This window comes from Dyella marensis, assembly GCF_900112865.1.
In the GTDB taxonomy this organism is placed as follows: Bacteria; Pseudomonadota; Gammaproteobacteria; order Xanthomonadales; family Rhodanobacteraceae; genus Dyella_D; species Dyella_D marensis_A.
Genome location: NZ_FONH01000002.1, coordinates 370293 through 396770 on the forward strand (window position 1 = coordinate 370293; position 26478 = coordinate 396770).

Sequence of the window (26478 nt, forward strand, 5' to 3'; positions counted from 1 at the left end):
GAAACCTCCCGGCTGATGTCAGTCGTTCCGAAACTCGGTGATCAAATCATCTTCGTCATCGTCCGCGAGCTTCTTGATGGTGTCGAGGACAGCCGCACGGACGCCTTCTTCGGTGATGTGCTCCGGACCCTGCCGGTCGTAAAGGCGTCCGTTGCTGGTTCCAACGAGCGCCCCGCCCTTATGCACCACCGCGGACCAACTCACGTGGTTCTCGATGATGCCCCAGGTGTATCCGGCCTGGTAATGCCCAAAAATCACAACTGGATTGGCCATGCTTGAATCCCCCATCCTGTTCAGTGGGCCCATGGTCCTCCCGACCCTCGACGGCCGCAAGACGCTCACCCGCCGCGGCATCAATCGCCTGCTCGGCTTCGGCCAGATATCGGAGTTCCAGCCCAGCGACACCCGCGGCTATGACTGGGCCTTCCACGACCGCCATGCTCGGTGGCATGAGATCAGCCACGAACGTCTGCTTGCGGCCTGCCCCTTCGGCGGACCTGGCGATCGCCTGTGGGGCAAAGAAACCCATCGCCCCAGCATTGCCCACAGCCACTTCATGGGCGAATGCGACTGCGCCGACGTCAATGTCGAGTACCAGGCGGACAGCGCCGTTCGCTACTTCCCCGAGAGCCACATCGAATCTCTGTCGCCCGGCTGGTGCATGCCCATGGCCGCCAAGCGCGGCAACTTCGTTCCATCCATCCACATGCCACGCTGGGCCAGCCGCATTACCCTGGAAGTGACTGGCGTACGCGTGGAGAGCCTGCAGGACATCAGCGAGGCCGACGCGCGAGCTGAGGGAGTCGCGCCCACGGGCTATATGGCAACGAAGGGCGCGGAGCACATCGCAGGCTTTCGACTGTTGTGGGAGCAGATCAACGGCGCCGGCGGCTGGAACGCCAATCCATTGGTGTGGGTGGTGGAGTTCCGCCGGATTTACCAAGAGGCGCGCTCCGCATGACGCTTGACGAAGCCATGGCCCTGGCCAGCCAGGACTGCCCACTACCCCACCGCGCTGGCGAAGCGCTACGCATCATGCGTGCCCACATCATGCGCCTGCACGCCGACACCGTGCGGCTCGACTGGCTGGAAGCGGAAGCGAACACAGTTCGCGCCTGCGAGGACGCCGGTGGCGAAGAGATCTACTTCGAGGCTGTGACCTATTACATGGCGACCCCTTCTGAGCGCGTGATCGGAGTTGGCGCGACGCCGCGCGCCGCAATCGATGCCGCGATGCTCGCGCCACCGGAGGCGCACCATGGCTGATGGCACCAAGATCGAATGGGCAGATGCCACCTTCAACCCGTGGATCGGCTGCACGAAGGTTTCGCCGGCGTGCGACCACTGCTACGCCTCGGTCAGCACGCCGGCACGCGCGCAGGGGATCGTATGGGGCGCTGGCCAGCCTCGGCGCCGCACCTCGGCAGCCAACTGGAAGCTGCCGCTCCGCTGGAACAAGGCCGACAACTACTTCGAATGCCGGTGCGGGCATCGGGGGGGATGGGATCAATTCGCCGCGCATCCTACCTGCCCACTTCGACCGGCGCGCCGGCGCGTGTTCTGCGCCAGCCTTGCCGACGTGTTCGACAACGAGGTGCCGGCATCTTGGCGCATCGAGCTGTTCGACCTGATCCGTGCGACGCCGCACCTTGACTGGCTACTGCTGACGAAGCGGATCGGCAACGCCGAACGCATGATCGACGAAGCCGGCGGCTGGTCTGGTATGGGTTCGAACGCTCTGCGCAACCCGCTGCCGAACGTCTGGCTCGGCGCCACCGTGGCGAACCAGGCCGAGGCCGACCGCGACATTCCCAAGCTGCTGCGCGTCCCCGCCATGGTGCGGTTCCTGTCTATCGAGCCGATGCTCGGACCGATCAACTTCCGATGGACTCCGTACGCTCACCAGGCATCCGGCGAGTCGTATCGCGCCTATCTCGAGCGCCGCGGCGCCGTGAACGTATATGAGGCATTGCGCCAAATCGACTGGGTAATCGCGGGTGGCGAGAGCGGCCCCCAGGCGCGCCCTGCCCACCCCGACTGGTACCGCTCCCTGCGGGACCAGTGTGCCGCGGCCGGCGTGCCATTCCTGTTCAAGCTATGGGGCGAATGGGCGACCTATGACCGCGGTCGAACCGATGGGGCGACCCTGGCCAGCCCCTACTCACTGGATCGCCCGCTGCAGCGATTCGGAAAAAAGGCCGCTGGGCGCATGCTGGACGGCCGCGAACACAATGGATTCCCGCTGGAGGCTGGCAAGGCATGAGCGACCTCTTCTCCCTGCAGAACGACTCGGTCATCTCGCCCTGCGGCCAATGGCGGTACCTGATCCGCGAGCGCTGGGCGCCGGGCCCTATCGTCGGCTGGGTGTGCCACAACCCCAGCACGGCGGACCACCTCAAGGCCGACAACACGAAGACCCGGATGCGCAACTTCTCCATCACCTGGGAATTCGGCGGGTTCTGGGTGGGTAACCGCTACGCCGGCGGCCGCTCGCCGAACCCAGGCGACCTCGACGGGATGGATGATCCCGTCGGCCCGGATAACGACCGGTGGTTGGCTGAGCTGGCCAGGTCGGTCGACCTGATCGTCGTGGGCTGGGGCGACCTGTTCGCCACGCCGGAGCGCACCGCGCGGGTGGTCGAGATCCTGCATGCGTCGGGCAAGCCCCTGCACTGCCTTGGTGCCAACCGCAACGGCAGCCCCAAGCATCCCCTCTATGTCAGCGGCGCCGCCAGGCCTTTGCCTTGGCCGGCGACGCCCAAGGAATCACGCGCATGAGCGACAAGCGATTCATCAAGCTACCCGAGGTCCAAAAGAAGACCAGCCTGAGCCGTGCCGCGATCTACAAGCGGATCGCGCGCAACGCCTTCCCTGCCCAGGCCAAGCTGGGCACGACGTCGGTCTGGCTCGAGTCGGAAATCGACGAGTGGATGCAGGCCGTGCTCGATGGCCGGGTAAAGCTGGAGCCGGGCGAAAAGAAGGAGCGCGGGCCGGCGCGTACGGGCGCTCTTGAGCGTGGCCAGCCCCTAGGGGCGTAGCCGGCGCCTCAGGCGCGCCGGCCCTTCAGATTCACCACCTTCCCGCCGTCCCTCAGGCTGTCCAGCAGGTCTGCCCAGGCCTGCATCATCTCCCGCCGGCCGGGCAGGTACTGGGCATAGTTGTAGCTGCCGCGGACACCGTCCTTCTCGCAGTGCGCCAGCTGCCGCTCGATCCAGTCGCCGTTCCAGCCCATCTCGTTCAGGATGGTGCTGGCCGTGCTGCGGAAGCCATGGGCGGTCGCTTCGTCCTTGGTGTAGCCCATGCGCCGCAGCGACGCATTGATGGTGTTATCGGACATCGGGCGGCTTCCCGACCTCATCGAGGGGAACACGTAGCGGCCGCGCCCGGTCAGCGATTGGATCTCTTTCAGCAGGGCAACGACCTGCCTGGCCAGCGGCACGATGTGCGGCACGCGCATCTTCATCTTGCCCGCCGGAAGCCGCCACTCCGCGCCATCCAGGTCCAGCTCGGTCCATTCCATATGCCTGAGCTCGCCCGGGCGGACGAACACGTAAGGCGCCACCTGCATGGCCATCCTGGTGACGAAATGGCCCTGGTAGGCCTGAATAGCGCGCAAGAGAGCCCCCACCTCCTTCCGGTCGGTCAAGGCGGCGTGGTGGACCGCCTTCACGATCTTCATCGCCCCCTTGAGGCTCTCGGCGGGGTTCACGTTCGCCCGGCCCGTGGTGATGGCGTATCGGCACACCTGGCCGATTCGCTGCCGGATCCGCTTGGCGATGTCGTACTTGCCGGCATGCTCGGCGCGCCTGATCAGGGCCAGGCACTCGGTCGGGGAGATGCCGCGCACGGGCCGGCGGCCGATCCAGGGGAAGATGTGCTGGTCGAACAGCATGCGCGCCTTGCTGGCGGTCGACGGCTCGAAGTCCTGCTGCCCCAACCACTCGTTGGCGATCGCCTCGAACGTGTCGTCCTTGGCGACGTTCACCAGAAGCTGCTCTTTGCGCCTAGCCTGGCTGGGGTCTTCCCCGCGCGCGAGAAGGTGCTTCTGGCGGTCGCGCTCCCGCCTGGCGTCCTGCAGGGACACGCGCGGGTAGTCGCCAAGATCGAGCATATTGGCGCGTCCCGCGAAGCGGTACCGAAAGCGCCACTTCTTCGCGCCGGTCGGGCGCACTTCGATGCAGAGGCCGCCGGCGTCCGCCTTCCTGTAGACCTTGTGCCGCGGCTTCAGCGCGCGCACCAGGGTGTCCGTAAGCATGTGAGTAAGGCTCCGAGTCGACTCGCTCGGGGCCGGACTGTACTCACTGATTTACTCACTCGCTTACGTCGCTGCTCGGAGTCAAGCGGATACGCATGGAGACGCACAAATGGCGCTGTTATGCGGGTTCCGAGGGCTTAGGTAGACTGAGAAAGAGGCGTGAGGACGGTCGGATGGTGCCCGGAGCGGGAATCGAACCCGCATAGCCTTTCGGCTGAGGGATTTTAAGTCCCTTGCGTCTACCAGTTTCGCCATCCGGGCATTGCGGGAGATCTCGCGCTGCACGCGACATCGCGGCGCATCCTAGCATGCGCGAATGGTCCGCCCCGCGCGTCGCGCCGCATGAGCCAGCAGCTACCAGCTCGATCGCGCGCACAACAAAAAGCCCGCACAAGGCGGGCTCATTGACTCATCTGCAATGGAGGCCAGGGTCGGAATCGAACCGGCGTAAACGGCTTTGCAGGCCGCTGCATGACCACTCTGCCACCTGGCCATTGCCGGCGAATCGTAACCGGAAAGATCACGCTTCGCCTTAAAAAACAAAACCCCGGCGATCCGAGGTTTTGCTGAAAAACTGGAGCGGGAAACGAGACTCGAACTCGCGACCCCGACCTTGGCAAGGTCGTGCTCTACCAACTGAGCTATTCCCGCATCGGAGTCGGAAATCATAGCAGAAGATCGGGATTTGTGAAGAGGCCGGCCCGCCTTTTTTACGCGCCGTTACCGTTTTCACCGAGCGCCCGTCCCGGCTTTGAGCCTGGCCCGAAAACGCAAAAGCCCCGGGTTTACCGGGGCTTTCATCGAAACCTGGAGCGGGAAACGAGACTCGAACTCGCGACCCCGACCTTGGCAAGGTCGTGCTCTACCAACTGAGCTATTCCCGCATCGGAGTCGCGCATTGTAATGGCTAAAGCGCGGTCGTCAAGCCTCTGTCATACGGGGTCGTTGGGGGCGTTTACCGGCTCGCGGCGAGGCGGTTCGCCGCGCAGCATCGGCCACGCGGCACGCAGGTAGTACAAGCCTGACCAGATGGTCAGCACACCGGCCACCACCAGCAGGGCTTCGCCGATGTGATACAGGCGCAGCGCCTCCGCACTCTTCTCGTGCTGCACGATCAGCACCACCAGCGCGATCATCTGCATCACGGTCTTGAGCTTGCCGATGAAGGCCACCTTCACCGCGGCGCGCATGCCGATTTCAGCCATCCATTCGCGCAGCGCCGACACGCTGATCTCGCGCCCGACGATCACCGCCGCGGTGACCGCCATCAGGATGCCTGCCCAGCCGCCGCGATGCGATTCCACCAGCAGGAACAGCGTCACCGCCACCATCAGCTTGTCGGCCACCGGATCCAGGAACGCGCCGAAGGCCGAGGTCAGGTTCATCCGGCGCGCCAGGTAGCCGTCCAGCCAGTCGGTCAAGGCCGCCAGCAGGAACACCACCGCGGCGGTGATGTTGTGGCCCGGGAACTGCCAGTAGAACACCACCACCATCACCGGCAGCAGCGCCACGCGGAACAAGGTGAGCCAGGTCGGCAGATTGATGCGCATAGGTTGCTCAGCTCTCATGGGCGCAGTGTCGCATGCGCCGTCTAGCGCGCTGCCGTGGCAGCCACGTCGGTTCAGCCGTGCAGCGCCGCATAGATGCGCTCCGCCAGGCCACGGTCGATACCCTTGATCTTGGTCAGCTCTTCCACGCCGGCGGCCTCGACCCCGCCGAGGCCGCCGAAGGCTTTCAACAGCGCGGTGCGCCGGCGTGCGCCGATGCCCGGCACGTCCTCCAGCACGCTGCGTTCGCGCGCTTTCTCGCGCCGCTTGCGATGGCCGCTGATGGCGAAGCGGTGCGCCTCGTCGCGCACCGCGGCGACCAGGTGCAGCGCCGGCGAGGCGGGACCCGGATGCAGCTCGCGGCCGCTGTCGGCCAGGATCAGTGTCTCCTCGCCCGCGCGCCGGCCAGGCCCCTTGGCCACGCCGACCACGCGGATGCCAGTGACGCCCAGCTCCTTCAGCACGTCCAGCGCCTGCGCCACCTGCCCGCTGCCACCGTCGATCAGCAGGATGTCGGGGCTGGCGCCCACGCCTTCCGCTACTTTGCGGAAACGCCGCGTCAGCGCCTGGTGCATCGCCGCGTAGTCGTCGCCCGGCGTGATGCCGGCGATATTGAAGCGCCGGTAGTGCGATTTCTCCGGTCCTTCCGGACCGAACACCACACATGAGGCCACCGTCGCCTCGCCCATGGTGTGGCTGATGTCGAAGCATTCGAGCCGCCGCGGCGATTCGTCCAGTTCCAGCAGCCGCTGCAGGTCGTCGAAGCGCGCGCCCAGCGTCTGCCGGCTGGCCAGGCGTGCGGTGAGCGAGGCCTGCGCATTGCGCTCGGCCATCTGCAGGAAGCGCGCGCGTTCGCCGCGCACGCTGGCCTTCAACTCCACCGTGCGGCCCGATTGCTGGGTCAGCACCTCGGCCAGGATCGCCTGGTCAGGAATGGTTTCGCACAGGATCAGCTCGCGCGGCACCGGCCGGTCCAGGTAGTACTGCGCGATGAACTGGGCGATCACGTCGCCGGGCTCGGCATCCAGCGGCAGGCGCGGGAAGAAATCGCGCGTGCCCAGGCTGATGCCGTTGCGGAAGAACAGCACGCTGACGCAGGCCATGCCCGCCTCGATGCGGCAGGCGATGACATCCATGTCGGCGCTGGCGCCGTGCACGTGGTGCTGCGCCTGCAGGCCGCGCAGCGCGGCGACCTGGTCGCGCATGGACGCGGCGCGCTCGAACTCCAGCGACTTGCTCGCCTGCTCCATCGACGCCACCAGCTCGTCGATCACCGCGCTGCTGCGTCCTTCCAGGAACATCTCGGCATGGCGCACGTCGCTGCGGTAGTCGTCCACCGCGATCAGCTGCACGCAAGGCGCCGTGCAGCGACCGATCTGGTGCTGCAGGCATGGCCGCGAGCGGTTGCGGAAATAGCTGTCCTCGCACTGCCGCACCTTGAACAGCTTCTGCATCAGGTTGAGGCTCTCGCGCACGGCGAAGGCGCTCGGGTACGGCCCGAAATAGCGGCCCGGCAGGTTCTTGGCGCCGCGGTGGAAAGCCAGCCGCGGATAGTCCTCTTTACTGGACAGATAGATGTACGGATAGCTTTTGTCGTCGCGCAGCAGGATGTTGTAGCGCGGCTTCAGCGACTTGATCAGCTGCGATTCCAGCAGCAGCGCCTCGCCCTCGGTGCGCGTGATGGTGATCTCCGCGCGGTCGATCTGCGAGACCATCGAGGCGATGCGCGGTTCCATCCGCGGCTTGAGGAAATAGCTGCCGACCCGCTTCTTGAGATTGCCCGCCTTGCCGACGTAGAGCAGTTCGCCCTCGGCATCGAAATAACGATAGACGCCGGGCGAGGTGGTCAGGGTGCTGACGAAGGCCTTGCCGTCGAAGGCCTGCGGCGGAGTGGGCTGCATAGGAGGAATTCTAACGGGATTCGCCTCTCTCTTATGGAGGCCGGCGTCGCCATTGCAATGGCGTGGCTCAGCGGCGGCGCAGGCGCTCGAGCAGTCCCGCCACGCCCCGCTCGGCCAGCGCCACGCAGCGGGTGAAGCCATCGGCGTCGCCGTAGTACGGATCCGGAAAATCCTCCGGCGGCGCGGCGCCGGACCAGGTCAGGAACCGGCCGGTTTCGGCCCGTGAGCGCGGCGTGACGAACCGGCCGATGCCGCGCAGATTGTCGCCGTCCATGCCGAACACGAAGTCGTACTCGTCCAGGTCCGCCGCCCGCAGCTGCCGGGCGCGATGCGCCGAGAGATCGAAGCCGGCCGCGGCCGCGGCACTCAGCATGCGCGGATCGGCGCCCTCGCCCACATGCCAGTGACCGGTGCCGCAGGAAGCGACTTCCACGGCCAGGCCGGCCTCGGCGCAGCGCCGGCGCGCGACGCCTTCGACCAACGGTGAGCGGCAGATATTCCCGAGGCAGACGAACAGAATGCGCAGCGCGCTCATCCCTGCCCCGCCAGCCATTGCTCCGCGCGGATCACATCGGCTTCGGTATCGATGCCCGGTGGGAACGGCTCCGGCGTCAGGCGCACGGCAATCGGGTGGCCATGTTCCAGCACGCGCAGCTGTTCCAGCGATTCGGCCTGTTCCAGCGGCGTGCGTTCGAGGCTCGTGTAGCGCTGCAGGAAACCGGCGCGGTAGGCGTAGATGCCGATATGGCGCAGGAACGGCACCCCGGGCGGCAGCTGGTCGTGGCTGGCGGCGAAAGCGTCGCGCGCCCACGGCAGCGGTGCGCGGCTGAAGTACAACGCGCGGCCGGACGCGGTGCGCACCAGCTTCACCACGTTCGGATCGAACAGCTCGTGCGCATCGAGGATGGGCGTGGCCAGCGTGGCCATCGGCGCATCGTCCTCGGCCAGCGCGCGCGCCACCTCGCGGATGCCGGCGGCGGGTGCGAACGGCTCGTCGCCCTGCAGGTTCACCACGATGGCGTCGTCGGCCCAGCCGTAATGCGCGGCGCATTCGGCCAGGCGGTCGCTGCCGGAGGCGTGGTCGGCGCGGGTCATGCAGATGTCGATGCCTTCCTGCCCCGCCAGCGCAGCGGCGACGCGCGGGTCGTCCACCGCCACCACCACCCGGGCGGCGCCGGCCTGCAGCGCGCGCCGGGCGACGCGCACCACCATCGGCACGCCACCGAGTTCGCGCAGCGGCTTGGCCGGGAGGCGCGTGGAGCCGTAGCGGGCGGGGATGGCGACGATGAAGGGGGGAAGCTGTGCGGACATGAGGACCTCGTGCAGAGGCCGCCAAGCCTAACCGCTGGGCGGTGTCCAGACGAGCCCGGGCACGCGTAGGTTGGGGTGAGCCGCAGGCGAACCCCAACGGGGCGTCTGTGATGTGAGGCCTGTTGGGGTTCGCCTGCGGCTCACCCCAACCTACGCCGGGCGCCTGGTTCTATGCAGCGTGCAGATCGAAACCGCAACCGTTGGCCAGCTCCATGAACCCCGGGAATGACGTGGCCACGTTCGCGCAATCCGCGATGCGGATCGGCTCCTGCGCCACCAGGCCGGCCACGGCAAAGCTCATCGCGATGCGATGGTCGCCATGGCTGTCCACCTCGCCGCCACGCAGCGCGCCGCCCTCGATGATGGCGCCGTCCGGCGTTTCCTCAATGCGCGCACCGATCGCCTTCATGCCGGCAGCCATGGTCGCGATGCGGTCGGATTCCTTCACGCGCAATTCGGCCGCTCCACGCACCACAGTGCGGCCCTGCGCCACCGCAGCGGCAATGAACAGCGCGGGGAACTCGTCGATCATGTCCGGCACCAGCGCCTCCGGCAGCTCGACGCCGTGCAGCGGCGCATGACGGACGATCAGGTCGCCGACCGGCTCGCCGCCGCTTTCGCGCTGGTTTTCCACCGCGATATCCGCGCCCATCAGACGCAGCGCCTGCAGCAATCCGGTGCGCCGCGGATTCAGGCCCACCGCCGGCAGGCGCAGTTCGGCACCCGGCACGATGCTGCCGGCGACCAGGAAAAACGCCGCCGAGGAGAAATCCGCCGGCACCTCCACGTCGGTGGCGCGCAGGCGATGGCCGCCGCTGAGGCGCGCGCGGCCCGGTTCGAACTCGATCGGCCAGCCGAACGCCGCCAGCATGCGCTCGGTGTAGTCGCGCGTCGGATGCGGCTCGATCACTTCCGTCTCGCCTTGCGCATACAGGCCGGCGAGCAGCAGCGCCGACTTCACCTGCGCGCTGGCCACCGGCAGCGTGTAGCGGATGCCCTTGAGCGGCTGGCCGCCGTGCACGCGCAGCGGCGGCAGGCCGTCCTGGGTGTCGATGCGCGCGCCCATCGCGGCCAGCGGCTCGGTGACGCGGCGCATCGGGCGCTTGGACAGGGATTCATCGCCGACCAGGGTGCTGTCGAAGGCCTGTCCCGCCAGCAGGCCGGCGAGCAGGCGCATGCCCGTGCCGGCGTTGCCGCAGTCCAGCGCCTGCGCAGTGCCACGCAGGCCATGCAGGCCGACGCCGTCGACGATGCGCTCGCCTTCGCTCGGCGTCTCGATGCGCACGCCGAGCTTCTGCAGCACGGCGGCGGTGGCACGGGTGTCCTCGCCTTCGAGGAAGCCGCGGATATGCGAGCGGCCTTCGGCCAGCGCGGACAGCATCATCGAACGATGCGAAACGGACTTGTCGCCTGGCACGCGCACATTGCCGTGCAGCGCGCGGGCGGGCTGGCTCAACCAGTCGAGTCGGGTCACGAGAATCTCCGGGCGGCGGCGCGAGGCCGCCGCAGAAAGTCAGGGCAAGGCCACCGGGTAGGAACCGAGCACGCGCACCTGTGCGGCGGCGCCGCCCATTTCCTGCATCGCGGCCTGGATCGGCGCGTCCTGCACATGGCCGGACACGTCGATGAAGAACGCGTACTGCCACTTGCCGGTATGCGCGGGGCGCGATTCGATGCGGTTGAGGCTGACGTCGTGCTTGGCGAACGGGCTGAGCACGTCGTACAGCGCGCCGGGCTTGTCGTTCACCGTGATCAGCAGCGAGGTGCGGTCGTTGCCCGAGGGCGGGAACAGCGAGCGGCCGATCACCAGGAAGCGGGTGGTGTTGTCGGCGCGGTCCTCGATGCCGGTGGCGAGAGTCTTCAGGCCATACACGCGGCCGGCGGTCTCGCCGGCGATCGCGGCCGCATCGTCGGCATGCCGCGCCATGCGCGCGGCCTCGGCATTGCTGCTGACCGCGATGCACTCGACGTCGGGCAGATTGATGCGCAGCCAGGTCTTGCACTGCTGCAGCGACTGCGCATGCGCATAGACGCGCTTGATGTCTTCCATCCTGCCGCCCTGCGAATGCAGGCACTGGTGCACGCGCAGCTCGATCTCGCCGCAGATGGTGGCCTCGGAGGTGAGGAACATGTCCAGGGTGATCTGGATCATGCCCTGCCCGGAGTTTTCCACCGGCACCACGCCGAAATCGGCATGGCCGGCGGCGACTTCCTGGAACACCTCCTCGATGCTGCCCAGCGGCAGCCCGTAGGCGGCATGGCCGAAGTGCTTGCGCACGGCCTGTTCGCTGAAGGTGCCCTCGGGGCCGAGGAAGCCCACCTTGAGGGGATCTTCCTGCGCCAGGCAGGAGGACATGATCTCGCGAAACAGCCGCACCATCTCCGTGTCGGACAAGGGGCCGCGGTTGCGGTCCACCACCATGCGCAGCACGTGGGCCTCGCGCTCGGGGCGGTAATAGTCGATCGCCGACAGGCCCGCGCCTTTCACACGCGCCACTTCCTGGGCCCAGCCGGCGCGCTCGGAAATGAGCTCCTGGATCTGGCGGTCGATGCTGTCGATGCGTTCGCGCACCTGTTCGAGCGAGGCTTTGGGTTCGGTCATGAGCGGGGATTCGGGAGTAAAGATGTCCAAACGGGGAAACGCATAGTGCCTGATCGGCGGCGGTAAAAGCGATCAACCATGCCGATCAACCATGTCGCGCGGCGAAGTCGCGCATGAACTGCACCAGCACCTGCACGGCCTCCAGCGGCACCGCGTTGTACAGCGAGGCGCGCATGCCGCCCAGCGCCTTGTGGCCCTTCAGCGCGAGCAGGCCGGCGGCTTCGGACTCCTTGAGGAAGTCCGCATCCAACGCGCTGTCGTGCAGGGTGAAGGGCACGTTCATGCGCGAGCGCGCGGCCGGGTCGATCGGATTGCGGTAGTAGCCGCCCGAACCGTCGATCGCCTGGTACAGCAGCCCGGCCTTGTCGCGGTTGCGGTGCGCCATCGCCTCCAGCCCGCCCTGCTCCTTCAGCCACTGGAAGGTCAGCCCGGCCAGGTACCAGCCCCAGGTATTGGGCGTGTTGAGCATCGAATCGTTCGCCGCGTGCTCGGCGTAGCGGAAAATCTTCGCCATCGGACGCGCGGCGCGCTGCAGCAGGTCGCGGCGGATGATCATCACCACCAGGCCGGAGGGGCCGATGTTCTTCTGCGCGCCGGCGTAGATCAGGCCGAAGCGGCTGACATCCAGCGGTTCGGCCAGGATGTTGGAGGACATGTCCGCCACCAGCGGCACCTCGCCCACCTCGGGCACGTCGTGGTACTCGACGCCGTGGATGGTTTCGTTCGGCGTGTAGTGCACGTAGGCGGCACGCGGATCCAGCTGCCAGCTCGCGCGCGGCGGCAGGCGCAGGTACTGCTCGTTCCTGCTGCTCGCCGCGACATTGACGCGCACGTAGGACGCGGCCTCGCTGGCGGCCTTCTCGCCCCAGTGGCCATTGACGATGTAGTCGGCACTGTCGCCCTCGCCTGCCAGGTTCAGCGGAATCTGCGCGAAATGCTGGGTGGCGCCGCCCTGCAGGAACAGCACGGCGTAGTCGGCAGGAATCTTCAACAGCTCGCGCAGGTCGGCTTCGGCCTGCTCGGCCAGCCCGATGAAACGCTTGCCGCGGTGGGACAGTTCCATCACCGAGGCGCCGCTGCCGTTCCAGTCGAGCAGCTCGCGCTGCGCGCGCTCCAGCACCGCGGTGGGAATCGCGGCCGGTCCCGCGCTGAAGTTCCAGACCCTGCTCACGTGCGACGCCTTATGAAGGGAATAAGCACCGCATTATGCCGCGCCGCAACAACCCAGCGTCAACCGTAGAAAACCGTTGCGTTAGAAACGAACGAGCAGGATCAGCGCGATACCCAAGGCCAGCACGGCGGCCGTGACGATCAGCCACCACACTTCGCCGCGCGGTCCGGCGTCTTCTTCCGGCAGGTGCGAGGGTTCGGGCGGAGGCGGCGGCAACTCGGGCTCGCGCTCCATGCCGGGGGCGTCGACCAGGAAGCGATGCATGGCCAGCCCGATCTGGTCCCCTGGGTGCAGCGCGACGCGCTCGACCGGCGCACCGTTGACGCGCAGCGGATAGCGCTCCGAAGCCTGCAGCGATTCCAGCCACACCTGCCCGTCTTTCCAGGCCAGCCGGAACGAGGCCGTCTCGTCCTGCGGCAGCTCCAGCGGATAGCGGCCGAGCGGGCCGAATTCGAGCACGCCGTCGACCGCGATCACCTTGCCCGACAGTGGCCCGCCCATCGCCCGCAGCGCCACCGCGCAACGGGCCGCATCCGACACTCCCTCGAGCGGGGGGCGGGCAGCGGGCTGTTCGTCGGAGCACAGCAGCATGCGGCAATCGCCGACGCTCAGGATGTCGCCGGGACGCAGCAGCGCCCGTTCGCGCACCGGCCGGGCGTTGACGTAGATGCGGTTCCCCTGCGGCAACACCTGCAGCACCCAGCCGCGGCGGTCCAGCTGGATGCGCAGATGGTGGCTGCCGGCCTGCCTGACGGCCAGCACCAGATCGTTGTCGGGCGCGCTGCCGATCCTCAGCAGCGGCTGCTCCCAACGAAAATCTTCGCGGGCCGAATGAGGAAACTCGATGCGCATCTGTGAACCAGTCTAGAGACCGCGGCGACTCTAGCAGATAGACGCGTCCGCTCCATGCGACCCGCGCTGAATGCCGCGCGTTCGCTGCGCCATGCGCACTCATCGCCGCTAATATGCATGGTTTCCCTGCAGGAACCTGTCATGCCGAAGATCGACATCCGCCGCCCGCACCAGCTTTCCGTGCCCGAGGCCCGCGCCGTGGTCGAACAGGTGGCGGCGCGCATGCGCGAGAAGTTCGGCATGGAAGGCCAGTGGCAGGGCGACACCCTCAGCTTCCAGCGCCCCGGGGTCAACGGCTCGATCGAGGTCGAGGCGGACGCCATCCAGGTCCGGGCCGAGCTGGGCATGATGCTGGCCCCGCTTAAGGGCATGGTCGAGCAGGAGATCCGCCGCAAGCTGGACGAACACTTCGGCTGATGAATCTTTAACCATCCGCCATTCCGTGGCATACTCGCCCGCTTGCGCGGCCGCGACGGCCGCTCCCTTACCGACCGGAACGCATGGCCAAAGACGACGTCATCGAAATGGAAGGCACGGTCATGGAGACCCTGCCGAACACCATGTTCCGCGTGCAGCTGGAAAACGGGCACGTGATCACCGCCCACATTTCCGGCCGCATGCGCAAGCACTACATCCGCATCCTCACCGGCGACAAGGTGAAGGTGGAGATGACTCCGTACGACCTGACCAAGGGTCGTATCACCTATCGCATGAAGTGATGACCCGGCCGTCCGCCTGGATGGGCGGGACTGCCGGACCGGCCAGCTGGCCGGGTTCCGAAAACGAAAAGGCCGCGCTGAGCGCGGCCTTTTCTTTCTGCCTTGCCGAAACCGCGGCTTAGGAAACCACCGCCGGCAGCTTCTCCGCTTCCTCGGTGTCGACCTTCAGCTCGCCGTCGGCCACGCTCAGGCGCACCTTGCCACCCTCGGACAGCTTGCCGAACAGCAGCTCGTCGGCCAGCGGACGCTTCACCTTCTCCTGGATCACGCGGGCCATCGGACGGGCGCCCATCTGCGGGTCGAAGCCATGCTCGGCCAGCCAGCGGCGGGCGTCGGCATCCACGTCCAGCGCCACGTGCTTCTCCGACAGCTGGCTCTCCAGCTCGATCAGGAACTTGTCCACCACGCGCAGGATGTGCTCGAAGTCGAGCGCATTGAACTGGATCACCGCGTCCAGGCGGTTGCGGAATTCCGGGGTGAAGGTGCGGCGGATCACTTCCATCGAGTCGGTGGTATGGCTCTGCTTGACGAAGCCGATGCCGCGGCGCGCCGCCTGCTGGGCGCCGGCATTGGTGGTCATCACCAGGATCACGTTCTTGAAGTTCGCCTCGCGGCCGTTGGTATCGGTCAGCACGCCGCGATCCATCACCTGCAGCAGGATGTTGTACACATCCGGATGCGCCTTCTCGATCTCGTCCAGCAGCAGCACCGCATGCGGATGCTTGGTCACCGCCTCGGTCAGCAGACCGCCCTGGTCGAAGCCGACGTAGCCCGGAGGCGCGCCGACCAGGCGCGAGACGGAATGCGCTTCCATGTACTCGGACATGTCGAAGCGAATCATCTCGATGCCCAGCTGCATCGCCAGCTGGCGGGTGACCTCGGTCTTGCCCACGCCGGTCGGGCCGGCGAGCAGGAAGGAGCCGATCGGCTTGGACGGGTCGGCCAGGCCGGAACGCGCCATCTTGATCGACGAGGCCAGCGCCTCGATCGCCGCATCCTGGCCGAACACCACCATCTTGAGGTTGCGCTCGAGGTTGCGCAGCACGTCGCGGTCCGAGGCCGAGACCTGCTTGGCCGGAATGCGCGCCATCTTGGCCACGATGTATTCCACTTCCGGCACGTCGATCTTGCCGGTGCGCTGGTCGAGCGGCAGCAAACGCTGACGAGCACCGGCTTCGTCGATCACGTCGATCGCCTTGTCCGGCAGCAAACGGTCGGGAATGTGCTTCACCGACAGGTCCACCGCCGCCTTCAGCGACTCGTTGGTGTAGACCACGTTGTGGTGTTCCTCGAAGCGCGAGCGCAGGCCCTTCAGGATCTCGATGCTGTCGGCCACGGTGGGCTCGACCACGTCGATCTTCTGGAAGCGGCGGGCCAGAGCGCGGTCCTTCTCGAAGATGCCGCGGAATTCCTGGAAGGTGGTCGAGCCGATGCAGCGCAGCTCGCCGGAGGCCAGCATCGGCTTGATCAGGTTCGACGCATCCATGGTGCCGCCCGAGGCGGAACCGGCGCCGATGATGGTGTGGATCTCGTCGATGAAGAGGATCGAGCCCGGCTGCTTCTTCAACTGGGTGATCACCGCCTTCAGGCGCTTCTCGAAGTCGCCGCGGTACTTGGTGCCGGCCACCAGCGCGCCCAGGTCCAGCGACCAGATGGTGGCGTTTTCCAGCACTTCGGGCACGTCGCCGTCGACGATGCGCTTGGCCAGGCCTTCGGCAAGGGCGGTCTTGCCCACGCCGGCCTCGCCCACGTAGAGCGGATTGTTCTTGCGGCGGCGGCACAGCACCTGGATGGTGCGCTCGATCTCGTCCTGGCGGCCGATCAGCGGATCGATCTTGCCTTCCAGCGCGAGCTCGTTGAGGTTGCTGGCGTACTCGCTGAGCGGATTGCCCTTGGGATCGCCGCCTTCCTCGCCCTCGCGATCCGTGCCCGGCATGCCGGACGAGGGCTCGTCGCCGATCTTGGCGATGCCGTGCGAGATGTAGTTGACCACGTCCAGGCGGGTGATCTCCTGCTGGTGCAGGAAGTACACCGCGTGGGAATCCTTCTCGCCGAAGATCGCCACCAGCACGTTGGCGCCGGTGACCTCTTTGCGACCGGAGGACTGCACGTGGTAGACGGCCCGTTGCAGCACGCGCTGGAAGCCCAGCGTCGGCTGGGTGTCGCGCTCGTCGCCGTGCGGCAGCACCGGCACGGTCTCGGCGATGATCTTTTCCAGCTCGTGGGTGAGCCGCGGCAGGTCGACGCCGCAGGCGCGCAGCGCGCCGAGGGCCGACTGGTTTTCGGTGAGCGCGAGCAGCAGGTGCTCCACCGTCATGAATTCGTGGCGCTGCTCGCGGGCCTGCTTGTAGCACTGGCCGATGGTGACTTCGAGATCCTTGCTGAACATCCGGACCTTCTCCGCTTGGATGGCAGGGCGGCTAGCGCCGCGATGACCACGAAATGGGGGCGCTCACAGCTTTTCCATAGTGCATAGCAACGGATGCTGATGGGCACGTGAATATTCGTTCACCTGGGTCACCTTGGTTTCGGCCACCTCCCTCGTGAAGACCCCGCACACGCCCTTGCCGCGAGTATGCACGTGAAGCATCACCTGCACCGCGCGCTCCTGGTCCAGGCTGAAGAAGCTGCGCAGCACCTCCACCACGAAATCCATGGGGGTGAAATCGTCGTTGAGCAGGACCACCTGGAACAGCGGCGGCCGTGCCACCTCCGGACGGGAGGTTTCCAATGCCAGGCCATGCCCTGTGCCTTGCTCGTGTTCGGGTTCGTGCGCCATGAGTTCCGCTGTCTCGATCTTGTGGCCAGTATACCGCCCGGCTCGCGCGATGGTTTCCGCGTTCCGGAATAGCACTTTCAGGTGATGGCACAATGTCATCTTTTCCAGTGCCGGCTTTAGGCGCTATATCCCTCGCCCATGAATGCCTCCCCGAACCCCGTCCCGTCCCCCGTGTGGTGCCCCCGCGTCACCGTCGCCTGCGTGGTGGCGGACGGCGGGCGCTATCTGATGGTGGAGGAAGAAGTGAATGGCCGGCTGGCCTACAACCAGCCGGCCGGCCATCTGGACGATGGCGAAAGCCTGATCACCGCTGCCGTGCGCGAAACGCTGGAGGAAACCGGCTGGACGGTCGAGCTCGACGCACTGGTCGGCGTACACCAATGGCGCAGCACCGAGCATGGCCACGGCGTGCTGCGTTTCAGCTTTGCCGCCAGCCCGGTCAAGCACGATCCGGCCCGCCCGCTGGACAGCGGCATCCGCCGCGCGCTGTGGCTGACCCGCGCCGAGGTGGCCGCGCTGGGCGACCGGCTGCGCAGCCCGCTGGTGCTCAAGAGCATCGACGCCTGGCTGGCCGGCCAGCGCGTGCCGCTGTCGGCCCTGAGCAGCCTGCTGCCCGAGGACCGCTATCCGTGAAAGTGATGCTGGGCATCTCCGGCGGCGTCGATTCCTCGGTCGCCGCGCTGCTGCTGCAACAGGCCGGCCACCAGGTCGAAGGCCTGTTCATGCAGAACTGGGAAGAAGACGAGCGCAACGGCCCCTGCAGCGCCGACGCCGACCGCAAGGACGCCGTCGCGGTGTGCGGGCGACTTGGCATCCCGTTCCATGCGCGCAACTTCGCCGCGGAATACTGGGACGGCGTGTTCGAGCATTTCCTCGCCGAATACCGCGCCGGCCGCACGCCGAACCCTGACGTGCTGTGCAACCGCGAGATCAAGTTCAAGACCTTCCTCGACGAAGCGCGTGCGCTGGGCGCGGAAAAGATCGCCACCGGCCACTACGCCCGCGTGGACCAGCGCGACGGGCAATACCGCCTGCTGCGCGCTGTCGACGCGAGCAAGGACCAGACCTATTTCCTGCACGCGCTCGGCCAGCGCCAGCTGGCGGCCACGCTGTTCCCGGTCGGCGAGATCGAGAAGTCGCAGGTGCGCCGCATGGCGCTGGAAGCGGCCCTGCCCACGCATGCCAAGAAGGATTCCACCGGCATCTGCTTCATCGGCGAGCGCGACTTCCGCGAATTCCTGAGCCAGTACATCCCGGCCCGCCCCGGCGAGATGCGCACGCCCGAGGGCGAGCGCATCGGCGAGCACCAGGGCGTCATGTACTACACGCTGGGCCAGCGCAACGGCCTGGGCATCGGCGGTCGCCAGGGCGCCAGCGGCGAGGCCTGGTACGTGGTCGGCAAGGACGTGCACGCCAACGTGCTGTACGTGGCCCAGGGCGGCGAGAACCACTGGCTGCATTCGCACCGCCTGCATGCCGAAGCGCCGACCTGGGTCGCCGGCGCCGCGCCCGCCGGCGAATTCCGCTGCACCGCCAAGACGCGCTACCGCCAGCACGACCAGGCCTGCAGCGTGCGCGTCGATGCCGACGGCGTCGAGGTCGTGTTCGACGAAGCCCAGCGCGCCGTCACACCCGGCCAATCCGTAGTTTTCTACGATGGCGCGGCCTGCCTCGGCGGCGCCGTGATCGCCCGCACCGACGCTCCCTACGGCGGCTGGAACGCCGCCCCTGTCCCCGAAGAGTCCGCACAACGTGTTTGAAACCTATGCCATGACCGAGGAGCGCGTGCTCGCTCTCGCCGGCCTGTTCCAGGCTGCCGCGCTGGCCCAGCAGCTGGCCAACGACGGCCGCTGCGACGAAACCGCGTTCGAGAGCAGCCTGAGCAGTGTGTTCCGCATCGATGCGCCGTCCGTGGTGAGCGTCTACGGCAAGATCGGCGGCGTGCGCCTGGGCCTGCGCCAGTTGATCGCGCAGCTGGACGACACCGGCCGCGACATGGGCGTCACCCGCATGGCCGTCACGGTGATGCGGCTGGAGCGCAGCCTGTCGCGCCACCGCCACCTGCTGGACGACCTGCAGAAAGGCATCGTCGCGGCGCAGCGCCAGGTCGAGCATTTCGGCCAGGACTCGCCGCAGGTGGTCAAGCGCCTGGCCGAGCTGTACGCCGCCACGCTGTCCCCGCTGAAGCCGCGCGTGATGGTCACCGGCAACCCGCAGCAATTGCAGCAGCCGAAGGTGGTCGAGAAGGTGCGTGCCAGCCTGCTGGCGGCGGTGCGCTCGGCGGTGCTGTGGCGGCAGATCGGCGGGCGCCAGTGGCAGCTGCTGCTGTACCGGCGCCAGTGCAGCATGCTGGCGCGCGGCCTGCTGACCGGGGTGACGCTCGACAACGGCTGAAGCCGCTCAGGCGGCGTCGATCAGCTTCAGTCCCGGACGCTGCCTGGCCAGCTTGCGCAGCAGCTCGGCGAACGCCTGCAGGTCGCTTTCCCAGGGCGAGGCTTCGCGCCAGTACAGCGCGATCTGCCGGCCCGGCGCCTGGCCCTTGAACTTGGCCAGCGCCACCTCCGGCATCGAGGCCAGCCGCTCGTGCGCCAGCGCCGGCACCAGGGCGTAGCCGCCGCGCAGGCCGACCAGGGCGGCCAGGCTTTCCAGGCTGACGTCCTGCACATGGCCGCCGCCGAGCACGTCGTCGGCGCGGCTTTCCGCCATCAGGGTGGCGTCGGCGGCATCGAGCTGTTCCAGGGTCAGGGTGCGGCGGCCAGCCAGCGGATGGTCGGCGCGCAGCATCACTTCCCAGGGCTCGAAGAACAGCGGGCGCATGGCGATGCCGCTCACCGGCGGGGCCGGCTGCGCCAGCACCGCGTCCAGCTCGCCTTCCTGCAGGCGGCGCAGCAGGCCGCGCGGCTTGCCTTCGGACAGGCTCAGCCGGGCGCCCGGGAAATGCTGCGGGAACGGCGCGATCAGATGCGGCAGCAGATATGGCCCCAGCGTGGCCAGCACGCCCAGCCGCAGCTCGCCGCCGAAGGCGGTCTCGCCCGCACGTGCCGCCTGCTGCAGATGGTCGGCGGCCAGCAGCACCGCATCGATCTGCTCCAGCAGGCGCTGCCCGCCGGCGGTGGGCACCACGCGGCGGCCGCCGCGCTCGAACAGCGGCGTACCCAGCGCCTGCTCCACTTTCTGCACCTGGTGCGACAGGCCCGAGGGACTGATGTGCATGGCGCGCGCCGCGCTGTTGAAGCTGCCGTGGCGGCGCACGGCCTGGACCAGGATCAGGTCGCGCAGGGAGACGGCCGATAGGTGGGTGGAAATCATCCTGCTGCCTGCGCCTCGTCGCCGCCCCGCATCGAGGCGGCGCAAAGCATAAACGACGAAGCCCGGCATGCGCCGGGCTCTTGAAAGCCCCTCTCCCATCGGGAGAGGGGTTGGGGTGAGGGTACGGCCGGAGCGCAAGAGTGATATGCACCGCTCCGGCCGAACCCTCATCCGGCTGCCGCCACCTTCTCCCGATGGGAGAAGGATTCCACGATTAAGCGTCGACGGTATCCGCGACCTGCTTGAAGTCGGCAATCTGATCGAAGTTCATATAGCGATAGATCTTCTCGCCATTCGCATTGATCACCCCGATGTCCGCCATGTACTCCTCCTTGGTCGGGATCCGGCCCAGGCGCGAGCAGATCGCCGCCAGCTCCGCCGAGCCGAGGTACACATTGGTGTTCTTGCCCAGGCGGTTGGGGAAGTTGCGGGTGCTGGTGGACATCACCGTGGCGCCCTCGCGCACCTGCGCCTGGTTGCCCATGCACAGCGAGCAGCCCGGCATTTCCATGCGCGCGCCGGCGGTGCCGAGCACGCCGTAGTGGCCTTCCTCGGTCAGCTGCTGCTGGTCCATCTTGGTCGGCGGGGCCACCCACAGGCGGGTCGGGATATCGCGCTTGCCTTCCAGCAGCTTCGACGCGGCCCTGAAATGACCAATATTGGTCATGCAGGAACCGATGAATACCTCGTCGATCTTCGCGCCGGCCACGTCGGACAGCGACTTCACGTCGTCCGGGTCGTTCGGGCAGGCCACGATCGGCTCGTGCACGTCGGCCAGGTCGATCTCGATCACCGCGGCGTACTCGGCGTCCGCATCCGGCTCCAGCAGCTGCGGGTTGGCCAGCCACTCTTCCATCTTCTTGATGCGGCGCGACAGCGAGCGGGCGTCCTGGTAGCCCTGCGCGATCATGTACTTCAGCAGGGTGATGTTGCTGTTGAGATATTCGATGATCGGCGCCTGGTCCAGGCGCACGGTGCAGCCGGCGGCGGAACGCTCGGCCGAGGCGTCGGACAGCTCGAACGCCTGCTCCACCTTCAGGTTCGGCAGGCCTTCGATCTCCAGGATGCGGCCGGAGAAGATGTTCTGCTTGCCCTGCTTGGCGACCGTGAGCAAGCCCTGCTTGATCGCGTACAGCGGGATCGCATTGACCAGGTCGCGCAAGGTCACGCCCGGCTGCAGCTCGCCCTTGAAGCGCACCAGCACCGACTCGGGCATGTCCAGCGGCATCACGCCGGTGGCGGCGGCGAAGGCCACCAGGCCGGAACCGGCCGGGAAGGAAATGCCGATCGGGAAGCGCGTATGGCTGTCGCCGCCGGTGCCGACGGTGTCGGGCAGCAGCATGCGGTTGAGCCAGGAATGGATCACGCCGTCGCCCGGACGCAGGCTGATGCCGCCGCGGGTGGAGATGAAGGCGGGCAGCTCGTGGTGGGTCTTCACGTCCACCGGCTTCGGATAAGCCGCGGTGTGGCAGAACGACTGCATCACCAGGTCGGCGGAGAAGCCCAGGCAGGCCAGGTCCTTCAGCTCGTCGCGGGTCATCGGGCCGGTGGTGTCCTGCGAACCGACCGAGGTCATCTTCGGCTCGCAATAGGTGCCCGGGCGCACGCCTTCGCCTTCGGCCAGGCCGCAGGCGCGGCCGACCATCTTCTGCGCCAGGGTGTAGCCCTTGCCGGTGTCGGCCGGGTTCTGCGGCAGGCGGAACAGCGTGGACGGGGCCAGGCCCAGCGCCTCGCGCGCCTTGGCGGTGAGGCCGCGGCCGATGATCAGCGGAATGCGGCCGCCGGCGCGCACTTCGTCGAACAGCACGTCGGACTTCACCTGGAACTCGGCGATCACTTCGCCGTTCTTCAGCGCCTTGCCCTCATACGGACGCAGCTCGACCACGTCGCCCATGTCCATCTGGGAGACATCCAGCTCAATCGGCAGCGCGCCGGCATCTTCCATGGTGTTGTAGAAGATCGGGGCGATCTTGCTGCCCAGGCACACGCCGCCGAAGCGCTTGTTCGGGATGAAGGGGATGTCCTCGCCAGTCCACCACAGCACCGAGTTGGTAGCGGACTTGCGGCTGGAGCCGGTGCCCACCACGTCGCCGACGTAGGCGACCAGGTGGCCCTGCCGGGCCAGGTCCTGGATCTGCTGGATCGGGCCGCGCTTGCCGTCTTCCTCCGGCTGGAACGGTGCGCCTTCGCGCTTGTTCTTCAGCATCGCCAGCGCGTGCAGCGGGATGTCCGGGCGGGTGGTGGCGTCGGGCGCTGGCGACAGGTCGTCGGTATTGGTCTCGCCCGGCACCTTGAACACGGTGATGGTCAGGCTGGCCGGCACTTCCGGACGGCTGGTGAACCACTCCGCGTCGGCCCAGCTCTGCAGCACGGCCTTGGCATTGGCATTGCCCTTGTCGGCCTTTTCCTTCACGTCGTGGAAGGAGTCGAACATCAGCAGGGTCTTCTTCAGCGCGTCGGCGGCGATGCCGCCCACCTGCGCGTCGTCCAGCAGCTCGATCAGCGGATGGATGTTGTAGCCGCCGAGCATGGTGCCGAGCAGTTCGGTCGCCTTCGCGCGGCTGAGCAGCGGACACGGCTCCTTGCCGAACGCCACGGCGGCCAGGTACGAGGCCTTGACCTTGGCCGCGTCGTCCACGCCGGCCGGCACGCGGTTGCTGATCAGGTCGACCAGGAAAGCCTCCTCGCCGGCGGGCGGGTTCTTCAGCAGCTCGATCAGGTCGGCGGTCTGCTGGGCCGTCAGCGGCAGCGCGGGGATCCCGAGGGCGGCGCGCTCGGCGACGTGTTGGCGATAGGCGTTGAGCATGTGGTTCTCGTCCGTTGGCGTGGCGGGAAGCGGAACGATGCCGGATCCTGGCGAGGAGACCGCAAAGCCAGTCCCCAAGCCGCTTCCGCAGCGTCGTCACAGCCGCTTATTTTGCCAGCCGCACGCCATCTGCCGCAACGCAAGACGTTGTTTCCGCCTGCGTTCGATATCTTGCAATGACGGCAACCGCGAATCGCCCCGCCGGTAACTTGCGCGTAGCGCGGTTTGCCTCAAACTCCCCGGGATCGGCGAAGCGGGAAGCTCGCCTTTGCGCCTCCCGCTCACGCCAGCTGCTCTAGCATCCCCCGGCGACGCCTCGTGCGCCGCAGACTCAAGCAACAGGAGCTCACCCATGCTGGATTCATTCGCCACCCGCGACACCCTCAAGGTCAACGGCAGCTCGTACCAGATCGCCAGCCTCGCCAAGCTCGGCCAGCGCTTCGACATCAAGCACCTGCCCTACTCGATGAAGATCCTGCTGGAGAACCTGTTGCGCCACGAGGACGGCGTCAACGTCACCGCCAAGGAGATCGAGGCCGTCGCCCGCTGGAACCCGAAGGCGGAACCGGACACCGAAATCGCCTTCATGCCCGCGCGCGTGGTGCTGCAGGACTTCACCGGCGTGCCCTGCGTGGTCGACCTGGCGGCGATGCGCGACGCGGTGGTCAAGCTCGGCGGCGACGCCAAGCAGATCAATCCGCTGGCCCCGGCCGAATTGGTGATCGATCACTCCGTGCAGGTGGATGTATACGGTTCGGAATCGGCGCTGGAGCAGAACGTGGCGATCGAGTTCCAGCGCAACCAGGAGCGCTACGCCTTCCTGCGCTGGGGCCAGAAGGCCTTCGATAATTTCAAGGTGGTGCCGCCGCGCACCGGCATCGTGCACCAGGTGAACCTGGAATACCTCGGCCGCGTGGTGTTCACCGGCGAGAAGGACGGCCAGTCCTGGGCGTATCCGGACACCGTGTTCGGCACCGACTCGCACACCACCATGATCAACGGCGTCGGCGTGCTCGGCTGGGGCGTGGGCGGCATCGAGGCCGAGGCGGCCATGCTCGGCCAGCCGTCGTCGATGCTGATTCCGCAGGTGGTGGGCTTCAAGCTCACCGGCAAGCTCGCCGAAGGCGTCACCGCCACCGACCTGGTGCTCACCGTCACCCAGATGCTGCGCAAGCTCGGCGTGGTGGGCAAGTTCGTGGAGTTCTTCGGCCCGGGCCTGAAGGATCTGGCGCTGGCCGACCGCGCCACCATCGGCAACATGGCGCCGGAATACGGCGCCACCTGCGGCATCTTCCCGGTCGACCAGGAAGCGCTGAACTACCTGCGCCTGTCCGGCCGCAGCGAAGAACACATCGAGCTGGTCAAGGCCTACGCGCAGGCGCAGGGCCTGTGGCACGACGAGAACACCCCGCACGCGCAGTTCACCACCACGCTGGAACTGGACCTGGGCGACGTGCGCCCCTCGCTGGCCGGTCCCAAGCGTCCGCAGGACCGCGTGCTGCTGCAGGATGTCGAGAAGAGCTTCCGCGACGCGCTCGGCCCGCTCACCGCGAACCGCCGTCCGCGCAATGGCGATACCTCTAATTTCATCAACGAAGGCGGTTCCGCCGCAATCGGCAATCCGGCCAATGCGGTGTCCGAGAGCGGCGTGCTGGTGGAGAAGAACGGCGAGAGCTTCCGCCTCGGCGATGGCGCCGTGGTGATCGCCGCGATCACCTCCTGCACCAATACGTCCAATCCTGCCGTGATGCTCGGCGCCGGCCTGCTGGCGAAGAAGGCCGCGGCCAAGGGACTGAAGGCGCAGCCGTGGGTGAAGACCTCGCTCGGGCCGGGCTCCAAGGTAGTCACCGATTACCTCGAGAAGACCGGCCTGCTGCAGGAGCTGGAGAAGGTCGGCTTCTACGTGGTCGGCTACGGCTGCACCACCTGCATCGGCAACTCCGGCCCGCTGCCGGCGGAGATCAGCAAGGGCATCGCCGAGGGCGACCTTGCCGTCGCCTCGGTGCTGTCGGGCAACCGCAACTTCGAAGGCCGCGTGCATCCCGAGGTGAAGATGAACTACCTCGCCTCGCCGCCGCTGGTGGTGGCCTATGCGCTGGCCGGGTCGCTGGACGTGGACCTGAGCAAGGATCCGCTCGGCACCGGCAGCGACGGCCAGCCGGTGTACCTGAGGGACATCTGGCCGAGCAACCAGGAGATCTCCGATACCATCGCCGGCGCAATCAACCCGGCCATGTTCGCCAAGAACTACGCCGACGTGTTCCAGGGCGACGACCGCTGGAACCACATCGCCTCGCCGGACGGCTCGGTGTACCAGTGGGGCGATTCCACCTACATCAAGAACCCGCCCTACTTCGACGGCATGACCCGCGAGGTCGGCAAGGTGGAGGACATCCACGGCGCCCGCGTGCTGGGCCTGTTCGGCGACTCCATCACCACCGACCACATCTCGCCGGCCGGCTCGATCAAGAAGGACAGCCCGGCGGGCCGCTTCCTGATCGGCAAGGGCGTCGAACCGAAGGACTTCAACTCCTACGGCTCGCGCCGCGGCAACGACGACGTGATGGTGCGCGGCACCTTCGCCAATATCCGCATCAGGAACCTGATGCTGGACGGCGTCGAGGGTGGCTACACCCTGCACGTGCCCAGCGGCGAACAGCTGGCGATCTACGACGCGGCGATGAAGTACAAGGCCGAACACACCCCGCTGGTGGTGCTGGCCGGCAAGGAATACGGCACCGGCTCCTCGCGCGACTGGGCGGCCAAGGGCACTTTGCTGCTGGGCGTGAAGGCGGTGATCGCGGAGAGCTTCGAGCGCATCCACCGCTCCAACCTGGTCGGCATGGGCGTGCTGCCCTGCCAGTTCGAGGACGGCCAGAGCGCGCAGACGCTGGGACTGACCGGCAAGGAAGTATTCGACATCACCGGCTTGAACGACGGCGAGTCGAAGGTGGCCAAGGTCACCGCTACCGCACCGGATGGCAGCAGGAAGGAGTTCATCGTGAAGGTGCTGCTGCTGACGCCGAAGGAGCGGGAATTCTTCCGCCACGGCGGCATCCTGCAGTATGTGCTGCGGCAGCTGGCGAGCAAGAAAGCGGCCTAAGTTACCTCTCAGTCTCCACGCTAGAACCCTTCTCCCTCCGGCGACCCGAAGGTAGTCCCCGTGGGAGAGCACGCGGGGAGCGCACATGGATGTGCGCGGCTCTGAGGAGCGAGGAAGGTGGCG

At 67.2% G+C, this 26478-nt stretch carries 25 protein-coding genes and 4 tRNA genes; 11 read left to right on the forward strand and 18 right to left on the reverse strand.

All coding sequences use genetic code 11. The annotated features are described in order from the left end of the window. Nucleotides 1-18: 18 nt before the first annotated feature. Complete coding sequence (locus BM172_RS04515; protein ID WP_026636511.1) at nucleotides 19-273, reverse strand: hypothetical protein; 255 nt, start codon at nucleotides 271-273, stop codon at nucleotides 19-21. On the opposite strand from BM172_RS04515, the gene BM172_RS04520 reads away from it, so the two are divergent. The 5 genes from BM172_RS04520 to BM172_RS04540 are packed head-to-tail and all read left to right on the forward strand — an operon-like array spanning nucleotide 272 to nucleotide 3038. Beyond that, complete coding sequence (locus tag BM172_RS04520) at nucleotides 272-961, forward strand: ASCH domain-containing protein (RefSeq protein WP_026636510.1); 690 nt, start codon at nucleotides 272-274, stop codon at nucleotides 959-961. The genes BM172_RS04515 and BM172_RS04520 overlap by 2 nt on opposite strands. Continuing rightward, nucleotides 958-1266 carry a hypothetical protein gene (locus BM172_RS04525; RefSeq protein ID WP_026636509.1) on the forward strand — a complete coding sequence of 103 codons (309 nt, stop codon included), beginning with the start codon at nucleotides 958-960 and terminating at the stop codon, nucleotides 1264-1266. The genes BM172_RS04520 and BM172_RS04525 overlap by 4 nt, the downstream gene beginning before the upstream one ends. Continuing rightward, entirely contained in the window at nucleotides 1259-2263 is a 1005-nt protein-coding gene (locus BM172_RS04530) for a phage Gp37/Gp68 family protein (RefSeq protein ID WP_026636508.1), read from the forward strand. Before BM172_RS04525 ends, BM172_RS04530 begins: the two co-directional genes overlap by 8 nt. Beyond that, nucleotides 2260-2778: a DUF1643 domain-containing protein gene (locus BM172_RS04535; protein WP_035323833.1), complete on the forward strand. Its 519-nt coding sequence runs from the start codon at nucleotides 2260-2262 to the stop codon at nucleotides 2776-2778. Before BM172_RS04530 ends, BM172_RS04535 begins: the two co-directional genes overlap by 4 nt. Continuing rightward, the gene (locus BM172_RS04540) at nucleotides 2775-3038 is read left to right on the forward strand and encodes an AlpA family phage regulatory protein (RefSeq protein WP_035323831.1); all 264 of its coding nucleotides are present in this window, start codon (nucleotides 2775-2777) and stop codon (nucleotides 3036-3038) included. Before BM172_RS04535 ends, BM172_RS04540 begins: the two co-directional genes overlap by 4 nt. An 8-nt stretch (nucleotides 3039-3046) precedes the next feature. On the opposite strand, the gene BM172_RS04545 is transcribed toward BM172_RS04540, so the two are convergent. From BM172_RS04545 to BM172_RS04605, 13 genes are all read right to left on the reverse strand, one after another. Beyond that, complete coding sequence (locus BM172_RS04545) at nucleotides 3047-4255, reverse strand: tyrosine-type recombinase/integrase (RefSeq protein ID WP_026636506.1); 1209 nt, start codon at nucleotides 4253-4255, stop codon at nucleotides 3047-3049. A 174-nt stretch (nucleotides 4256-4429) separates the two neighbouring features. Next, nucleotides 4430-4516 (reverse strand) — tRNA-Leu (locus BM172_RS04550). Nucleotides 4517-4674: 158 nt separating this feature from the next. Then, nucleotides 4675-4748: transfer RNA gene (locus BM172_RS04555), tRNA-Cys, on the reverse strand. A gap of 82 nt (nucleotides 4749-4830) precedes the next feature. Next, nucleotides 4831-4906 (reverse strand) — tRNA-Gly (locus tag BM172_RS04560). Between the two features lie 157 nt (nucleotides 4907-5063). Beyond that, nucleotides 5064-5139, reverse strand: a tRNA-Gly gene (locus tag BM172_RS04565). A 48-nt stretch (nucleotides 5140-5187) separates the two neighbouring features. Next, nucleotides 5188-5805 (reverse strand): CDP-diacylglycerol--glycerol-3-phosphate 3-phosphatidyltransferase, encoded by a 618-nt coding sequence (gene pgsA, locus BM172_RS04570; protein ID WP_026636505.1) that lies wholly within the window; start codon nucleotides 5803-5805, stop codon nucleotides 5188-5190. Nucleotides 5806-5876: 71 nt separating this feature from the next. Beyond that, complete coding sequence (uvrC, locus tag BM172_RS04575; RefSeq protein ID WP_026636504.1) at nucleotides 5877-7703, reverse strand: excinuclease ABC subunit UvrC; 1827 nt, start codon at nucleotides 7701-7703, stop codon at nucleotides 5877-5879. Nucleotides 7704-7770: 67 nt separating this feature from the next. After that, the gene (locus BM172_RS04580; RefSeq protein ID WP_026636503.1) at nucleotides 7771-8238 is read right to left on the reverse strand and encodes a low molecular weight protein-tyrosine-phosphatase; all 468 of its coding nucleotides are present in this window, start codon (nucleotides 8236-8238) and stop codon (nucleotides 7771-7773) included. Further along, entirely contained in the window at nucleotides 8235-9014 is a 780-nt protein-coding gene (gene kdsB / locus BM172_RS04585; RefSeq protein WP_026636502.1) for a 3-deoxy-manno-octulosonate cytidylyltransferase, read from the reverse strand. The genes BM172_RS04580 and kdsB overlap by 4 nt, the downstream gene beginning before the upstream one ends. A gap of 169 nt (nucleotides 9015-9183) precedes the next feature. Then, a complete protein-coding gene (aroA, locus tag BM172_RS04590) occupies nucleotides 9184-10488 on the reverse strand; it encodes a 3-phosphoshikimate 1-carboxyvinyltransferase (protein WP_026636501.1) in 1305 nt (434 codons plus the stop codon). Between the two features lie 39 nt (nucleotides 10489-10527). Next, entirely contained in the window at nucleotides 10528-11616 is a 1089-nt protein-coding gene (gene pheA, locus BM172_RS04595) for a prephenate dehydratase (protein WP_026636500.1), read from the reverse strand. A gap of 85 nt (nucleotides 11617-11701) precedes the next feature. Continuing rightward, nucleotides 11702-12787 carry a 3-phosphoserine/phosphohydroxythreonine transaminase gene (gene serC / locus BM172_RS04600; protein WP_026636499.1) on the reverse strand — a complete coding sequence of 362 codons (1086 nt, stop codon included), beginning with the start codon at nucleotides 12785-12787 and terminating at the stop codon, nucleotides 11702-11704. A gap of 81 nt (nucleotides 12788-12868) precedes the next feature. Next, nucleotides 12869-13639: an FHA domain-containing protein gene (locus tag BM172_RS04605; protein WP_026636498.1), complete on the reverse strand. Its 771-nt coding sequence runs from the start codon at nucleotides 13637-13639 to the stop codon at nucleotides 12869-12871. A 141-nt stretch (nucleotides 13640-13780) separates the two neighbouring features. On the opposite strand from BM172_RS04605, the gene BM172_RS04610 reads away from it, so the two are divergent. Beyond that, entirely contained in the window at nucleotides 13781-14056 is a 276-nt protein-coding gene (locus tag BM172_RS04610; RefSeq protein WP_026636497.1) for a polyhydroxyalkanoic acid system family protein, read from the forward strand. A gap of 83 nt (nucleotides 14057-14139) precedes the next feature. Next, on the forward strand, nucleotides 14140-14358 hold the full coding sequence (gene infA / locus BM172_RS04615; RefSeq protein ID WP_026636496.1) for a translation initiation factor IF-1: 219 nt from the start codon (nucleotides 14140-14142) through the stop codon (nucleotides 14356-14358). Nucleotides 14359-14476: 118 nt separating this feature from the next. On the opposite strand, the gene clpA is transcribed toward infA, so the two are convergent. Further along, entirely contained in the window at nucleotides 14477-16747 is a 2271-nt protein-coding gene (clpA, locus tag BM172_RS04620; RefSeq protein ID WP_026636495.1) for an ATP-dependent Clp protease ATP-binding subunit ClpA, read from the reverse strand. A 63-nt stretch (nucleotides 16748-16810) separates the two neighbouring features. Beyond that, nucleotides 16811-17137: an ATP-dependent Clp protease adapter ClpS gene (gene clpS, locus BM172_RS04625; RefSeq protein WP_026636494.1), complete on the reverse strand. Its 327-nt coding sequence runs from the start codon at nucleotides 17135-17137 to the stop codon at nucleotides 16811-16813. Nucleotides 17138-17275: 138 nt separating this feature from the next. Between clpS and BM172_RS04630 the strand changes: the two genes are divergently transcribed. Genes BM172_RS04630 through hflD form a run of 3 tightly spaced genes read left to right on the forward strand, consistent with a single transcriptional unit; the run spans nucleotide 17276 to nucleotide 19531 of the window. After that, a complete protein-coding gene (locus BM172_RS04630; RefSeq protein ID WP_026636493.1) occupies nucleotides 17276-17770 on the forward strand; it encodes an NUDIX hydrolase in 495 nt (164 codons plus the stop codon). Then, nucleotides 17767-18897, forward strand: coding sequence for a tRNA 2-thiouridine(34) synthase MnmA (gene mnmA / locus BM172_RS04635; RefSeq protein ID WP_026636492.1), 1131 nt, complete (start codon nucleotides 17767-17769; stop codon nucleotides 18895-18897). The genes BM172_RS04630 and mnmA overlap by 4 nt, the downstream gene beginning before the upstream one ends. Nucleotides 18898-18907: 10 nt before the next feature. Continuing rightward, nucleotides 18908-19531 (forward strand): high frequency lysogenization protein HflD, encoded by a 624-nt coding sequence (gene hflD / locus BM172_RS04640; RefSeq protein ID WP_026636491.1) that lies wholly within the window; start codon nucleotides 18908-18910, stop codon nucleotides 19529-19531. A gap of 6 nt (nucleotides 19532-19537) precedes the next feature. Here hflD and BM172_RS04645 read toward each other — a convergent pair whose 3' ends face one another. Together BM172_RS04645 and acnB are read right to left on the reverse strand one after the other, a co-directional pair. Beyond that, a complete protein-coding gene (locus BM172_RS04645; RefSeq protein ID WP_026636490.1) occupies nucleotides 19538-20446 on the reverse strand; it encodes a LysR family transcriptional regulator in 909 nt (302 codons plus the stop codon). Between the two features lie 214 nt (nucleotides 20447-20660). Next, on the reverse strand, nucleotides 20661-23252 hold the full coding sequence (acnB, locus tag BM172_RS04650; RefSeq protein WP_026636489.1) for a bifunctional aconitate hydratase 2/2-methylisocitrate dehydratase: 2592 nt from the start codon (nucleotides 23250-23252) through the stop codon (nucleotides 20661-20663). A 352-nt stretch (nucleotides 23253-23604) separates the two neighbouring features. Here acnB and acnA point away from each other — a divergent pair, with 352 nt between their 5' ends. After that, nucleotides 23605-26355, forward strand: a complete 2751-nt coding sequence (gene acnA, locus BM172_RS04655; RefSeq protein WP_026636488.1) for an aconitate hydratase AcnA — start codon at nucleotides 23605-23607, stop codon at nucleotides 26353-26355. The last annotated feature ends 123 nt before the right edge of the window (nucleotides 26356-26478 follow it).

Bases quoted from the DNA above. Each gene is read 5' to 3' on its own strand.
- BM172_RS04520 (WP_026636510.1), top strand. From the start codon at position 272: ATGCTTGAATCCCCCATCCTGTTCAGTGGGCCCATGGTCCTCCCGACC.
- BM172_RS04515 (WP_026636511.1), bottom strand. From the start codon at position 273: ATGGCCAATCCAGTTGTGATTTTTGGGCATTACCAGGCCGGATACACC.
- BM172_RS04525 (WP_026636509.1), top strand. From the start codon at position 958: ATGACGCTTGACGAAGCCATGGCCCTGGCCAGCCAGGACTGCCCACTA.
- BM172_RS04530 (WP_026636508.1), top strand. From the start codon at position 1,259: ATGGCTGATGGCACCAAGATCGAATGGGCAGATGCCACCTTCAACCCG.
- BM172_RS04535 (WP_035323833.1), top strand. From the start codon at position 2,260: ATGAGCGACCTCTTCTCCCTGCAGAACGACTCGGTCATCTCGCCCTGC.
- BM172_RS04540 (WP_035323831.1), top strand. From the start codon at position 2,775: ATGAGCGACAAGCGATTCATCAAGCTACCCGAGGTCCAAAAGAAGACC.
- BM172_RS04545 (WP_026636506.1), bottom strand. From the start codon at position 4,255: ATGCTTACGGACACCCTGGTGCGCGCGCTGAAGCCGCGGCACAAGGTC.
- pgsA (WP_026636505.1), bottom strand. From the start codon at position 5,805: ATGCGCATCAATCTGCCGACCTGGCTCACCTTGTTCCGCGTGGCGCTG.
- uvrC (WP_026636504.1), bottom strand. From the start codon at position 7,703: ATGCAGCCCACTCCGCCGCAGGCCTTCGACGGCAAGGCCTTCGTCAGC.
- BM172_RS04580 (WP_026636503.1), bottom strand. From the start codon at position 8,238: ATGAGCGCGCTGCGCATTCTGTTCGTCTGCCTCGGGAATATCTGCCGC.
- kdsB (WP_026636502.1), bottom strand. From the start codon at position 9,014: ATGTCCGCACAGCTTCCCCCCTTCATCGTCGCCATCCCCGCCCGCTAC.
- pheA (WP_026636500.1), bottom strand. From the start codon at position 11,616: ATGACCGAACCCAAAGCCTCGCTCGAACAGGTGCGCGAACGCATCGAC.
- BM172_RS04605 (WP_026636498.1), bottom strand. From the start codon at position 13,639: ATGCGCATCGAGTTTCCTCATTCGGCCCGCGAAGATTTTCGTTGGGAG.
- BM172_RS04610 (WP_026636497.1), top strand. From the start codon at position 13,781: ATGCCGAAGATCGACATCCGCCGCCCGCACCAGCTTTCCGTGCCCGAG.
- infA (WP_026636496.1), top strand. From the start codon at position 14,140: ATGGCCAAAGACGACGTCATCGAAATGGAAGGCACGGTCATGGAGACC.
- clpA (WP_026636495.1), bottom strand. From the start codon at position 16,747: ATGTTCAGCAAGGATCTCGAAGTCACCATCGGCCAGTGCTACAAGCAG.
- clpS (WP_026636494.1), bottom strand. From the start codon at position 17,137: ATGGCGCACGAACCCGAACACGAGCAAGGCACAGGGCATGGCCTGGCA.
- BM172_RS04630 (WP_026636493.1), top strand. From the start codon at position 17,276: ATGAATGCCTCCCCGAACCCCGTCCCGTCCCCCGTGTGGTGCCCCCGC.
- hflD (WP_026636491.1), top strand. From the start codon at position 18,908: ATGACCGAGGAGCGCGTGCTCGCTCTCGCCGGCCTGTTCCAGGCTGCC.
- BM172_RS04645 (WP_026636490.1), bottom strand. From the start codon at position 20,446: ATGATTTCCACCCACCTATCGGCCGTCTCCCTGCGCGACCTGATCCTG.
- acnB (WP_026636489.1), bottom strand. From the start codon at position 23,252: ATGCTCAACGCCTATCGCCAACACGTCGCCGAGCGCGCCGCCCTCGGG.
- acnA (WP_026636488.1), top strand. From the start codon at position 23,605: ATGCTGGATTCATTCGCCACCCGCGACACCCTCAAGGTCAACGGCAGC.